The sequence below is a fragment of the Natronococcus occultus SP4 genome (assembly GCF_000328685.1).
In the GTDB taxonomy this organism is placed as follows: domain Archaea; phylum Halobacteriota; class Halobacteria; order Halobacteriales; family Natrialbaceae; genus Natronococcus; species Natronococcus occultus.
The window spans coordinates 829,484-842,138 of record NC_019974.1; the positions used below are offsets into that span (position 1 = coordinate 829,484).

A 12,655-nucleotide genomic window follows, 5' to 3' on the forward strand; every position below is an offset into this window, starting at 1 on the left:
ACAGAAGCCAGCAGTCTTAGAATCGATTGCAGTAGTTAGTCGTTTATCCTGAAACGACGGGAAAAGAGAGCTACAGGTTATTCAGGAACTCTTTCCGTCGCTCCCGCTTCTCCGATTTGGTTCCCTTATCGTAGTGCCGATCAAGTACCTCTTGGCTCACATCGGCTCGATCACTCACAGCTTTCGCAGGCCACCCGTTGTTCCGGTGGTAGGTGATCGATCCCTTTCGGATGGCGTGAGGAGACACCGATGAGAGACACTTCGAAGCGAACCTACTGTTCGCTGCCTCACACTCTTCCTGATCTCTCTCATGAGGACACTTATTCAGATAGTGACATGGGCGAGTGACCCGGTAGATGTGATTCCGGATCGTTGTGTCATGTGCCCTCCCTTTCTTAGTCCCGATGAGCGGCATACGTCCGTTCTCATCCTCCACTTGAGGATGATTCATCTCAAGATAATCTTCGATCACGGTAACGACTTCATCGTTGAGATTGATCTCCCGCTCTCCCTGTGTTCTGTTTTTCAGCGGCGTACTTGATCTGTGAACGGCTTCGATGTAGTTCTCCGATCCACTGAAGTCATCTACATCGAACGCTCTGAGCGTACTTGTGCGGATTCCTGAGTGCCATAGAAGGAGGAAAATCACATGGCGAATAGTGGCGTACTCGTACTTCTCGAGGTAAGGAAGGATCTTCTCAGCTTCCTCAGGAGATAGCATCGTATCGCTCACATCCTCTTTGAATCCGAGGTCCGGTAGCTCGAGTTTCTCGCTCAAACCCGGAGAGACAGCATCGATGGACTCACAGAACGCTAAGACTGTCGGACGGTCCCGAGTTGATTCTTGAGAGTGACGTTATTCACGTCCTGAGAGCGCCATATCTTGTGCTGGTGTAGATTCCGTCCGGTGAGATCGTTCATGTCATCTATCCCTTCTTCCTCACACCACTCGAGGAATCGCTCAAGCCGATACTCGTGGTTCTCCTTAGAGGAGGGAGAGAGGTCTGTTCTACCGTCAAGGTAGGTCTGTACGGCTTCCGTCGGATGCATCGGTTCTAACGTGGTCATGGCTTCCACGGAAAACCGACGGTAGCAGGCCTGAGGAGAGGCCCCGGGTTCAAATCCCGGCGAGTCCATACAATTCTGGAGTTTCAGGAGTTGTAATACCTGAATTTCGTATTTGAGCAATCAGCGGTTGACGCTGATTGCCGTCACTGGACTCCTACAGTTACTCGATGAAGTCGCGTCGCTGTTCCATCTTCATTCGGTCGGTTCGTCGATCATAGTGGTGTTCGAGCCCTTCCGATGAAACGTCACATCGATCGCTGACGATTCGTTCCGGAACGCCCTCTCGGAGCTGATGGGTGATCGCACTGCGTCGGATAGTATGAGGCGAGAGACTGCTGGGACACTCCGAGTAGTGTTCGTACTCGCGTGCCTCACAATCCATCGGCTTGCGATCATGGGGACAGTGCCCGACTATACAGGGCTGAGTAAGACGGTAGATCTCCGTGCGGATCTGACTGGCACTCAATCGCCCCTGATCGCTCGTTACGAGCGGCTGCCGTCCGTGTTCGTCAGCAACATCGTGTCGGTGGAACCGGATGTATTCGTCGAGGACGTCGCAGTAGTAGTCGTCGAGTGCGATTGCGCGCTCAGCTGGTTGCTGATTCTTGAGTGGCGGCCCCGTTTCGGGACGATGCCGGAGCCAGAAACACTGCTCTTCGGGCTCGTAGTCATCGAGATCGATCGCACCGAGACTTCCGAGTCGAATCCCTGTATGCCAGCGGATCGCGACGAGGACGTGGTCGCGGCTCGCACGCTTGTACCGCTCGAGATAGCCGATGATCGTCTCGGCCTGCTCGGAATCGAGCAGTTCGTCACGTGCGTCCTCGTTGCGGCCAACTTCGGGAGGCTTCACGCATTCCCGACTCGGCGCGAACACCTTTATTGGTCTGTGCTACTATAGTATTACCATGAAGTACGCCAACGTCAGCGTCAAGTTCCCCGAAGAACTCGATCGGGAACTCGAGCAGTTCCTCGAGGAGACGGGCGTCTACACGAACAAAAGCGAGTTCATTAAGGAGTCAGTCCGTCGTCACCTGATCGAACTGAACGACGAGCCGGCGATCGCGGCGCTGCGCGTCGAGCAGTTACTCGCTCGCGCCGAACAGAATTCAGTGAGCGACGACGAACTACACGCCCGGCTCGACGAGCTTCGCCAGCACGTCGACGAAGCGGAAGTCGCGGACGCGATCGAAGCCGCTCGCGAGGACGCAGCCGACGAGTACGTCGATCACGCGTGAAGATCCTCGATACGAACCTCTGGGTTTTCGGAACGCTCGGGACGAACGACCGGGCGGAACGGCTCCTCGACGACATCGAACGGGGCGAGACGGTGTCGGCGATCAATGCGTACATGGTACAGGAAGCACTCAACGCGTTCGATCGCACGCCCGGCCTGACAGCGAGGGAATGAGACGAGCTGCAGACGCTGTTCCTGACCCGTCTCACTCGGATGACCGGGCTGATCGAAGCCCCCTCGAGTCGCGATTTCGCCGACTCGCTACTCGATGAGCGTCGAGCGAACGTTCAGACCCAGCTCCTCGCCAGAATTACCGGTGTTCAGCCGAAAGATATCCCGATCGTCGTCCTCGCGTTCGAACATCGCGACCGGGAACCGACGATCTGTACCAACGATGCTGACTTCGCTGCGTTTCCTCCAGCCGAGCACAACCTCCCGGAACTCGCTCTCGAGTACGTCGGCTGAAGTCCTGCAACCTCTCCGCGCTTGGTACTAGGTATCACCCAGCTATGCCAGTTCGAGAGCGCGCAGATCGGGGATCCAGGGGGCCGACGCTCGCAGCTCTCGTCGGTACGATGCGGAGAACGGTGCTAGTCGGGGCGGAAAACCGGACAGTCCCAAGTACAGTTTCGGTTCCCTCGTAACGCTCTCAGCCCGTCGTAGTTCTGGCTGTACGCGGCTATTAATCCTCAGACGAACGAATTCTTGCATGCACGGCTCTTTATGACGACTACAACAGCACTGACGCAACGATTCTTGGGAGAGCTTCGTGAGAAACACGACGTCGAGGACGCCGTGTTTCTCGTCGATCATGCCCAGCATCTAGCAACAGCACTCCAGCGAACCGGGCTCCGATTTCGACCCGAACGACACGGAAATCGGAATGCTGTCGAACGTGTCTTCAGAAAGGTGAAATAACGTACCTCTTCGTTCAGTGATAGCTTCAGTTACGTCGATCCAACAACCGCCGAAACGTGGTTACGAGCCTTCGCCGTTTGGTGGAACTCGCTTAACTAAACACGATGGACAGTTGTCGTCCACAGACACTACTGTATCGACTGTCTTCGACGTTGACCGCCGATGACCGCTCGAAAAACGGACCAACCGCTACCGACCCCATCAAACAACCGCTGTCGGCTGCAATGCCGATATTCAGGCGAGAGATGGGACCTCTCTCGAGGGACAGATGAACGTGGGGACGCCCCTATCCGTGGACGGCAGCTGTCTCCGGATCTGTCGATGGACGCTGATCTGAACGAGTCCCCTCTCCCGGAATTGCCGCGTCGTCGGGGAGGATCACGCGCCGTTCGGTATACTCGAGGCCGTTCTTTCGCTCGGTGGCTCGCCGCACGCCGAGCCGGTTCTTCGAGAGGTCGAGGATCGCGTCGATCGTCCTCGAGACGAGTTTCTTTGCGTAGCTCTCGCTAACACCGGACTCTTTCCGTCGGATCCAGTGTTTGAGTTCGCTTGCGGAAACGTACTCGGCGATATCCTTGCAGCCTTGCTTCCAGGGATTGTCACCGACGCTCGGATCGGCGCGGGCCTGCCAGAGCTTCGCGGCTAGTCGCATCGGGAGGGAATTTGCCGCTGAGCGACGCATGTCTTCGTCCATCCGTGCGAGTTGCTGGATCGGAAGCAGGTCACCGTAGGCGAGCGACACGCCACCGCCGCGCTCGAGCGGGTCGGCACTCTCGGGCAGTCGATAGTAGGCGTTTCCGTCATCCTTTTCGATCCGCTCGAGGCGGCCGTCGACAACATCGATCGTGTGTTCGTCGACGTTGTCCGCGTGGAGGTGGGCACCTTTCTCGAGTTCTCGGGACTGGAGTTCGGTGATTCGTTCCTTGTTGGTATTGGCCTTGTTGAGCGCTGCTTCGGCGAGGTTCTCGAGACGATTACAGTCGGCCTCGAGGTCCGCGACGCGCGTCTCGAGGACGGCGACGGTGTCGGTGAGTCGATCGCGGTCGTTCTCGAGTTGCTGGATACGGTCGTCTTTGCGCTCGAGTTCGGTCTCGAGTTGGTCGAGACGTTCGTGGAGGGACTCGAGGTCGCTTCGGGACGGCTGGTGCTGGTTGGTTGACGAGGCGTCCATCTCGGTGGGTATGTCTGCTGACATCGATCGGGAGGGGAGGCAGGACTGGCTAGCGAGCGATACTGGCCGATCGTGACCGTCGGAGACCGCCTGCTGGCACGCTGGCCAGCGCAGCAGTAAGCAGAGCAGTCGTAGGCGAGGACGGAACACAGTCCGTCGGCACGGGGAGCGCAGCGTCGTGACTGGCTCACCTAGTCGCGTCGCCGTCCTCGAGACAGCTGCCCACTCAGTCGTCGGAGTCCCCGGAGTGGCTGCCACTATGGCCCTGCGAAGTAGCCGCCGGATCGCCCGGTAGGGCCGTTCATGCGGGCGGCAAAGTCCTGACAGTGGGAGCCGTCGTGCGTGACGGCCACTTTCCAGTTCGTACAGCCCGACGTGTCACAGGAAGAGAGCACGTGTCCGTTCACGGGCCCGGCTGATCGTCTCGAGCCTGTGCGTCGATCGTCGTGGTCACCGCGGCTGCCCGACCGCTCGTCCTCTCGTTGCGGATGTCGGTTCCCACAGTGCGAATCGTAGTCGTCCGGATCCGCACCGCAGGCGCAGCGAGCGTCAGATCTTTTGACCGGTGATGCCTCTTGCCGTCTGTGGGGCGTGGTCCCCACGGAAGCTTCGGAATTCATGCGTTGGGTGACGGAGCTACCTTCTGGGCGGCGTGCCAGCGCCGCCCGGTCTCACGTACCGACAAGAGTCATCTTCAGGCGAGTCGGTAACTCCTTACTATCACAATCACTCGAATATTGCATAAATGCAACGGTTAGGTATAGTCAGCAAATCCAGTCTTTATCAGTAGATTCAGTGGTATTAGGCACCTCTATACTGAAATAGGATATGATGCGATTATCTGGGACGTGGATGACGATCTGGGATGACCGCATTCTCGAGATAATTCGAAAGGAGGATGCAGGTCGGGTTGGCGATCTCGCTGAACGAGATGCGATCCGTATTTCTCAGTCCTCGGTTTCCCGTCGTTGCAAGAAATTAGCTGAAAACGATCTGCTCCAGCCGCTTGGGAACGGTGTTTACACGATTACCGGGAAAGGGGAAGCGTATCTTAACGAAGAGTACGACGCTGAGAACGATATCTTCCTGAACGGAAACGGTTCAAAAGACGGTCCAACTGCAAGCGAAACCTCCGAATTGCGATGAGCCAAGCTGGTGTCGTGCTCGAGGACTGGATACTCGAGCACCTCGAAGGGGGTTTGTAGTCAACCCCTCGATAGATGGAGCAGGTTATTGGATCCAATGCCTCTCGACGGGGGATCCAAGAGCGGTGTCGAATGTTCGCTCTGCCTGATCTCACTATGCCAGTGATCACCTTCTGTACGAGATTACGAGGAGCAGGCAGGAGTATCCCGGGAGTGATCACGACAGCGAGAATTTTCCCCGACCCTCACACAACGAAATCGGCTACCAGTAGCCGCGATAGCCGCATAGGGAGTGGTGTGCCGAGTCGTTGGCAGGTTAGGCCTCCCGAAGGTTCGTCACGTCCATCGTCTCCTCGAGTGCCGCCGTTTGGAAATCGGAGTCGGCGACGACGAGCCGGTCACCGGTCGAGCGAGCGGTCGCCGCGATCATGAGATCCCGAACGGCCATCCGTTCGACGTCGGCAAGCAACCGGTCCTGTAATTCGGCGGCCTCGAGTGCGATCTGCTCGTTGAACGCGAGCGCACGAACGCCCCCGAAGCGCTGGCGCTCCTCTCGGAGATCCGTCTCCTCGTGGCCGAGTGTCCCCGCGAGGACTTCGTAGACACAGATCGAGGACGTGAGATACGGCGTCGATTGGGATTCGACGTAGGCCACGGTATCGTCGACCCCTTCGAGCATGTCGATGATGACCGACGAATCGAGGAACGTCATCGCTCGAAGCTGTCTCGGGAACGGTCGATAGCGTCACGGGCTCGATCAGCGGTGTCCGAATCCCAGGAGCCGACGGCGATCGGCTCCTCGTCGCTCGCCAGTCGCGCCAGTAACTCGTCGGAGCTCTCGTCGTCGCGCTTCAACCGGTCGAGTTTCTCTTTCGTCTCTTCCGAGACGCGAATGGACGTACTCACGTGCATGCATTGTGTATGCAAGAAGGGATCCCTTTCGCCGGGCACGCGGGGTACGTGTTGCGAGGACGCCGCTGAGAGATCACTGCAATTCCGCCGGGATCTGTGCCCGTCTCACTCGGGTTCGAGTTCGACGGTCAGCTCGTGGTCGCCGTCGTGGGTGTGCTCGACCGTCGTCGGCTCGTAGTCGGAGTGGTCGATCTCGATCGAGTACTCGTTTTCGTAGATCAGGTTGTAGTGGTAGCCGTCCCCGCCCGTGATGCCGGTGAACTCCAGCGGAATGTCGGCCTCGTGGGGCTCGCCCTCGCCCCTGACGACCGCGCCCTGGATCGGGTCGCCGTCGGGGTCGACGGCCCGGAGGACGAGCTCCGCGTGGTCGGGCTCCTCGGCTCCAGTCGGGTCGTCGTCCTCGGCGGAGTCGCCCTCGGCGGAGTCGTCCACCACGACGTCGAGCTCGACGGTAACCTCGCTCGGACCGTCGTGGCTGTGTTCGATCGTGGTCCCCTCGTAGTCGGGGTGGTCGATCTCGATCGTGTACTCGTTCTCGTAGATCCGGTTGTGATGGTACCCCTCCGATCCAGTCACGCCCGTGAACTCGAGGGGGATGTCGGCCTCGTGGGGCTCCCCCTCGCCGACGACGAGCATCGCCTCGGCCGGCTCGCCGTTGGCGTCGACGACCCGAAGGGTGAACTCCGACAGGTCGGGTTCCTCGACTTCCGAGTCCTCGTCCGCCTCCGAATCGTCCTCGTCGGGTTCCGAGTCCTCATCAGACTCGGGCTCCAGTTCGTCCTCGTCGGTGTCGTTCTCGTCGGGCTCCGAACCGTCGGCCTCGGGTCCGTCCTCGTCGGGTTCCGAATCATCGGCTCCGTTCTCGGAACCGTCGTCCTGGCCGTTCGACGCCGAGTCGTCGTCCGTACTACACCCCGCGAGGACTGCCGTCCCGCCCGTCGCGACAAGCACTCGCCGTCGGCTCCAGCGGTTGTAGCTCATGAGTAGCTCCGGTTGCGAACGGTTTCGTCACTCACGACTAAAATCGTGGGATTTCCGGACGGTCGCGTCGTCCGACGCGTCGGCGGGTACCGTCGTCCCGCGTCCGCCTGTATATCGTCGACCCACGTCGCAACTCAGCCGAACTCCTCGAGACCCCGCTGGGTATCCGACCGATCCCGGACGTAGTCGGCGATTTCGGCGTAGGCGTCCTCGTTTTCGATCTCGGCCAACTGTTCGAGAGCCGCGATCGCGCCGTCGTCGGTCCAGGGGCCGAACTCCCGAACCAGGCGGTCGGTCTCGGCGAGGTGGAAGAGGTAGTGGGCCCTGTCCACGGCGAGGGGATCGTCCTTCTCCTCGATCAGCTCGACGCGGTCGCTCGGCGCCACTACCAGGAGCTGCTCGCCGTCCCGCTCGAGAAGTCCCTCCGCGACGAGATCGTCGACGTCGACCGCGCGCCGTCGGAGGTCCTCGCGCAAGGTATCGGCCGCGATCGTCCCCCCGCGACCCAGGACGGTGGCCAGGTAGACGGCGGTCGTCGGCTCGGTCGCCTCGCTCAACAGCCGAACCCGTTCGCTCAGCAGTCGCTCGACGACGACGTCGCGGATCGTCGCTATCGCGTCGTCGACCGAGACGCGCTGGCCGTCGCGGGTCACGTTCGGGTAGTGCTCCGAAAAGGCCTCAAGGCACGTCCCCATCGCGACGGCGAAGACGTCGCCCCGCGCGAGCCGCGGTCCGTCGGCCTCGAGTCGTTCGATCGCCTCGCTGGCTCGGTCGTGGATCTCCTCCAGGAGGGTCTCCCAGCGCACCGCTTCCGGCTCCTCGCGGCGGGAGCGACAGACGACGATCACGTCGTACTCGATGCTGTCCTTGTTATGGATGTGGGTGCTGCCGCGCATCTCGCCGCGGATCGGATGGACCGCCGTCACCGTGAACCCGGCCTCGAGGACGGCCGTTAGCACCGTGCTCCAGCCCGCGGTCTCGGTATGGTGGAACGTAAACGCCATGACGCCGTCGTCTTTGAGCGCACGGTTTGCCTCCTCGAAGACGCTCGTCAGTCCCGCAACGAAGTGCTCCTCGTCGCGGTAGGTCTCGACGCTGTCGGCGCTGGCAGGGTCGCTGACGACCTCGCTGGCCTTGGGCGTGCGCTCGGGGGCAAACTGGTCGTACTCGTCCTCGAGGACCTGTGTGAGCCAGACGTAGTAGAAATCCGCCGTCTCGGCGTACATGACGTTGTCGAGGTAGGGCGGGTCGGTGATGACCGCGTCCACGCTGTCGTCCGCGACGGGCAGCTGCTCGGAGCTGCCACACCGCAGGAAGACGTTCCCCTCGCTACCGAGGTCGGCGGGGTCGTCGACGAGGCGGCCCTCGATCTCGCCGACGCCGTTTTGCTGTTTCGTCTCGCCGTCCTCGACGTACTTCTCGTAGGGGTTCCGACAGAACTCCTTGCCGGCCCGCATCTTCTCGAACGCCGTCGAAAACGTCGCGGCGCCCTCGCTGGCGCCCCAGACGTTGTTCTCGACCGGCGTGTGGCGGGCCGTGATCGTGTGGCGCTTGTACAGCCCCTGGATCTTGTTCTCCGAGCTGTGGTACTCGCAGAACATGTTGTTGAAAGCCAGGCTGTCCGAGAACGCGAGCAAGAGAAACTCCCTGACGTTGCGGTCCTCGAGATCGGCGATGGCCGCGAGCAGCTTGCCGAGACAGAGCAGCTGGCGGTCGTTGAACATCTGGTCGTACCGCTCGAACCCGTACTTCCGGGCGCGGTCGGAGCTCCCCCGATAGCGCTCGGTGGTGGGGATCGGCAGCGAGTCGCGCGTCTCGGCCAGCTCCGCCTGCGCCGTCGCGAACAGCTCCCGATCGAACGAGCTCGCCGGTTTGTACCCTTTCTCGCCGCTCTCCGAACAGTAGTACTCGACCGCGTAGAGCGCGCGCTCGGGTGCCCCGTACCGGTCGACGGCTTCGACGATCGACATTCCAGTGCCCGCCTCGCAGTGCGGACAGGTGTAGCTCCCGCCGTCGACGGTCCCCGCGGTCTCGGGGACGAACTCCCAGGAACAGTCGGGACAGGCGGTCTCGGTTCGGTAGTCGTCGGTCTCGAAGACGTGCCGGCAGCCGGGACAGACGACGATATCGCGGTCGTTCGCCGCGGATCGGGCCTCGGCGAGCCGGTAGTCGTTGAAGAGGGCGACGGGCTCTGCACACTCCAGGCAGGGAACCTCGTTGACCCAGAACTGGTACATCGACGCCGCGCGGTGGTCGTCCTCGCAGTCCGGACAGTCGGTGCGGTAGTAGTCCCGGATCTCGCGGCCGACGGTCGCCTCCAGCTGCTCGAAGGCCGCGTCGAGGACGTCGAGGTCGACGGGTTCGACCTCCTTTTTCACGACGAACCACGCGACGGGGTTTAGCTCGCTCCCGATCGCGGTACAGCCCAGCCGGAGCGACTCGACGACGCTCGTCCCGCCGCCCATAAAGGGGTCCAGGACGGTCTTCCCGTCGAAGTCGACGTCCTCGAGGTAGTACTGCCAGAGTGCCTCGGGGTCGTCCCAGTCGATCTTCGGGAGGCCGTCGTCCTCGCCGAGGGTTGACTGGCGCGTGCCGGTCACGCTCAGCTCCCGGTCGGCGAGCGAGTACAGCACCATCGTCCGGAACACGCTACCGAGGCGACGTGCCCACCACTTGTGCATCGTGTAGACGGGTCGGTAGTAGCGCTTCGCGTGGGCCTCCCGTTCGGCGATCTCGTTGACCCGATCCGTCGGGAACGTGAGCTCGATCGGTCGCTCGGGCTGCTCGTCGGACATGAGCTACCGAGTGACGGATCCGAACCGAGGACGAACGATCGACAGTCGCTCACGACGTCGGGGGACGGCACGGGCCCGTCCCGCGGTCGCCGTCCTCGGGCGCATGTGGGATTCGGCGAGAGTCATACCGTAGGTTCGACAGCTGGGACACTTCACCCTTTCTACAGGCAGACCACGTGTGTTTCGCTGCCGGTCCGCGAGGCGAGGTCTCGGAGCGAGCGATCCGAGCTCTGGGTCGACCACCGATATCGGCGATCCGGACGCTTCGGTGGTACCGGTTCGTGGTGGCTGCTAGCACTTATTGTGGATGTCGTGTAATCCTAACCTGCCATGGGAGGATTTGACATAGAGACGGAAGCGGGACGACGGGAGGCGTTGCGACGAATGCTGACGATCCGCGCGTTCGACAGCGAGGCCGGAGATCGGTTCGCGGACGGCGAGATCCCCGGCTTCGTTCACCTCTATATCGGCGAGGAGGCGGTCGGCGTCGGCACCTGCGCCGCCCTCGAGGACGACGACTACATCGCCAGCACCCATCGCGGTCACGGCCACTGCATCGCGAAGGGGCTGGATCCGAAGTACATGATGGCCGAGCTGTACGGGAAAGCCGAGGGCTACTGCAACGGCAAGGGTGGCTCGATGCACATCGCCGACGTCGACGCGGGGATGCTCGGCGCCAACGGGATCGTCGGCGCGGGACCACCGCTTGCGACCGGCGCGGCGCTGTCGATCGACTACCAGGACCGCGACCAGGTCGCGGTCGGCTTCCTCGGGGACGGCGCGGTCGCCCAGGGCCAGGTCCACGAGGCGATGAACCTCGCGGCGACGTGGGATCTACCGGCGATCTTCGTCATCGAGAACAACCAGTACGGCGAGGGGACGCCCGTCGAGGACCAGCACAACGTCGACAACCTGAGCGACACCGCTCAGGCCCACGACATCCCGGGGCTGACCGTCGACGGGATGGACGTCACCGCGGTCGCGGAGGCCGTCGGCGAGGCCCGTGCCCGCGCCAGGGCCGGCGACGGGCCGTCGCTGATCGAGGCCGAGACCTACCGCTACCGGGGCCACTACGAGGGCGACGAGGAACCCTACCGCGACGAGGACGAGATCGAGCGCTGGAAGGACCGCGACGCGATCGACTCGTTCAAACAGCGGCTGATCGACCGGGGTGAGCTCACCGACGAGGAGTTCCAGGAGCTCGAGCACGAGGTCGAGGCCGAGATCGAGGCGGCGGTCGAGTACGCCCGGGAGGCAGAGCCGCCGGCGCCCCACGAGGCCTACGACGACATGTTCGCCGAGACGCCCCCCGAGATCGAGCGCTTTGCGACTGCCGCGCGGACCGACGGCGGTGAGCGAATCGACGATTCGCGATCCACACCGGATCGTTCGCGATCCGAGGGAGGTGAACGACAATGACTGCCCAGACCGAACGCGAACTCGAGACCGAGACCGAGACGATGACCGTTCGGGAGGCCGTCCGCCAGGCGCTGCGCGAGGAACTCGAGCGCGACGAGGACGTCTACCTCATGGGCGAGGACATCGGCGTCTTCGGGGGCGTCCTCGAGGTCACGAGCGGTCTGTACGACGAGTTCGGCGCCCAGCGCGTGCGGGATACGCCGATCAGCGAGGCCGGCTTCATGGGCGCGGCGACGGGTGCGGCGGCGACGGGCACCCGCCCGGTCGTCGAGCTCATGTTCTCGGATTTCGCGGGCGTCTCGATGGAACAGATCATGAACCAGATGGCGAAGATGCGCTACATGTTCGGCGGGAAAGCCGAGATGCCCGTCACGGTCCGCACCACCGAGGGCGGCGGGATGGGCGCCGCCAGCCAGCACTCGGGGACGATCCACACCTGGATTAGCCACTTCCCCGGGCTGAAGGCCGTCGCACCCGGCACCGCCGCGAGCGCGAAGGGGCTGACGAAGGCCGCGATCCGGTCGGACGACCCCGTCTTCGTCTTCGAGAACAAGATGATCTACGAGCAGGAGGGCGCGGTGCCGACCGACGAGGAGTTCACGATCCCGATCGGCGAGGCCGCGATCGAGCGCGAGGGCGAGGACGCCACGGTCGTCGCCACCCAGCGGCTGGTCGGCGAGTCGCTCCAGACCGCCGAGAGCCTGGCCGAGGCCGGCGTCGAGGCCGAGGTGATCGATCCCCGGTCGCTGTACCCTCTCGACACGGAGACGATCGTCGAGAGCGTCCGGAAGACGGGACGGCTCATCGTCGCCGACGAGAGCCCGCTGTCGTACGGCACCCACGCGGAGATCATCGCCCGCGTCCAGGAGGAGGCGTTCTTCAGCCTCGACGCGCCGATCCAGCGGGTCGGCACGCCCGACACGCACATGCCGTTTAGCACGCCCCTGGAGCAGGAGGTCCTGCCGGACGGCGACGACGTCCGCGAGGCGATCGAGCGGGTGACCTGAGC

General features: G+C 62.4%; 14 protein-coding genes and 1 pseudogene. 7 read left to right on the forward strand and 8 right to left on the reverse strand.

Annotated elements, in window-relative coordinates; all coding sequences use genetic code 11:
* Positions 1 to 70 precede the first annotated feature (70 nt).
* The 3 genes from NATOC_RS04135 to NATOC_RS04145 all read right to left on the reverse strand — a co-directional run bounded on the left by NATOC_RS04135 (position 71) and on the right by NATOC_RS04145 (position 1,921).
* Complete coding sequence (locus NATOC_RS04135; protein ID WP_049888646.1) at positions 71 to 778, reverse strand: site-specific integrase; 708 nt, start codon at positions 776 to 778, stop codon at positions 71 to 73.
* Positions 779 to 813: 35 nt separating this feature from the next.
* Complete coding sequence (locus NATOC_RS22665) at positions 814 to 1,137, reverse strand: site-specific integrase (RefSeq protein ID WP_217255555.1); 324 nt, start codon at positions 1,135 to 1,137, stop codon at positions 814 to 816.
* A gap of 91 nt (positions 1,138 to 1,228) precedes the next feature.
* The gene (locus NATOC_RS04145; RefSeq protein ID WP_245549680.1) at positions 1,229 to 1,921 is read right to left on the reverse strand and encodes a site-specific integrase; all 693 of its coding nucleotides are present in this window, start codon (positions 1,919 to 1,921) and stop codon (positions 1,229 to 1,231) included.
* 55 nt (positions 1,922 to 1,976) lie between these two features.
* Here NATOC_RS04145 and NATOC_RS04150 point away from each other — a divergent pair, with 55 nt between their 5' ends.
* The 4 genes and pseudogenes from NATOC_RS04150 to NATOC_RS20890 form a co-directional block, all read left to right on the forward strand.
* Complete coding sequence (locus tag NATOC_RS04150; protein WP_015320166.1) at positions 1,977 to 2,306, forward strand: ribbon-helix-helix domain-containing protein; 330 nt, start codon at positions 1,977 to 1,979, stop codon at positions 2,304 to 2,306.
* Positions 2,303 to 2,479, forward strand: coding sequence for a hypothetical protein (locus NATOC_RS22750; protein ID WP_245549681.1), 177 nt, complete (start codon positions 2,303 to 2,305; stop codon positions 2,477 to 2,479). The genes NATOC_RS04150 and NATOC_RS22750 overlap by 4 nt, the downstream gene beginning before the upstream one ends.
* A 39-nt stretch (positions 2,480 to 2,518) precedes the next feature.
* Positions 2,519 to 2,770 carry a hypothetical protein gene (locus NATOC_RS22755; protein ID WP_245549682.1) on the forward strand — a complete coding sequence of 84 codons (252 nt, stop codon included), beginning with the start codon at positions 2,519 to 2,521 and terminating at the stop codon, positions 2,768 to 2,770.
* 198 nt (positions 2,771 to 2,968) lie between these two features.
* Positions 2,969 to 3,322 (forward strand): annotated as a pseudogene (locus NATOC_RS20890) (IS6 family transposase); the annotation flags it as partial.
* Positions 3,323 to 3,509: 187 nt separating this feature from the next.
* On the opposite strand, the gene NATOC_RS04160 reads toward NATOC_RS20890, so the two are convergent.
* Positions 3,510 to 4,418 (reverse strand): hypothetical protein, encoded by a 909-nt coding sequence (locus NATOC_RS04160; RefSeq protein ID WP_015320167.1) that lies wholly within the window; start codon positions 4,416 to 4,418, stop codon positions 3,510 to 3,512.
* Positions 4,419 to 5,225: 807 nt separating this feature from the next.
* On the opposite strand from NATOC_RS04160, the gene NATOC_RS20900 reads away from it, so the two are divergent.
* Entirely contained in the window at positions 5,226 to 5,540 is a 315-nt protein-coding gene (locus NATOC_RS20900; RefSeq protein WP_083866622.1) for a PhiH1 repressor, read from the forward strand.
* Positions 5,541 to 5,855: 315 nt separating this feature from the next.
* Here NATOC_RS20900 and NATOC_RS04165 read toward each other — a convergent pair whose 3' ends face one another.
* The 4 genes from NATOC_RS04165 to NATOC_RS04180 all read right to left on the reverse strand — a co-directional run bounded on the left by NATOC_RS04165 (position 5,856) and on the right by NATOC_RS04180 (position 10,227).
* On the reverse strand, positions 5,856 to 6,251 hold the full coding sequence (locus NATOC_RS04165; protein WP_015320169.1) for a PIN domain-containing protein: 396 nt from the start codon (positions 6,249 to 6,251) through the stop codon (positions 5,856 to 5,858).
* The gene (locus NATOC_RS04170) at positions 6,248 to 6,451 is read right to left on the reverse strand and encodes a DUF7557 family protein (protein WP_015320170.1); all 204 of its coding nucleotides are present in this window, start codon (positions 6,449 to 6,451) and stop codon (positions 6,248 to 6,250) included. The genes NATOC_RS04165 and NATOC_RS04170 overlap by 4 nt, the downstream gene beginning before the upstream one ends.
* Before the next feature lie 105 nt (positions 6,452 to 6,556).
* Entirely contained in the window at positions 6,557 to 7,432 is an 876-nt protein-coding gene (locus tag NATOC_RS04175) for a hypothetical protein (protein WP_015320171.1), read from the reverse strand.
* A gap of 134 nt (positions 7,433 to 7,566) precedes the next feature.
* Positions 7,567 to 10,227 carry a DUF1156 domain-containing protein gene (locus NATOC_RS04180; RefSeq protein WP_015320172.1) on the reverse strand — a complete coding sequence of 887 codons (2,661 nt, stop codon included), beginning with the start codon at positions 10,225 to 10,227 and terminating at the stop codon, positions 7,567 to 7,569.
* Between the two features lie 330 nt (positions 10,228 to 10,557).
* On the opposite strand from NATOC_RS04180, the gene NATOC_RS04185 reads away from it, so the two are divergent.
* Both NATOC_RS04185 and NATOC_RS04190 read left to right on the forward strand, forming a co-directional pair.
* Complete coding sequence (locus NATOC_RS04185) at positions 10,558 to 11,646, forward strand: thiamine pyrophosphate-dependent dehydrogenase E1 component subunit alpha (protein ID WP_015320173.1); 1,089 nt, start codon at positions 10,558 to 10,560, stop codon at positions 11,644 to 11,646.
* Positions 11,643 to 12,653, forward strand: coding sequence for an alpha-ketoacid dehydrogenase subunit beta (locus tag NATOC_RS04190; RefSeq protein WP_015320174.1), 1,011 nt, complete (start codon positions 11,643 to 11,645; stop codon positions 12,651 to 12,653). The genes NATOC_RS04185 and NATOC_RS04190 overlap by 4 nt, the downstream gene beginning before the upstream one ends.
* The last annotated feature ends 2 nt before the right edge of the window (positions 12,654 to 12,655 follow it).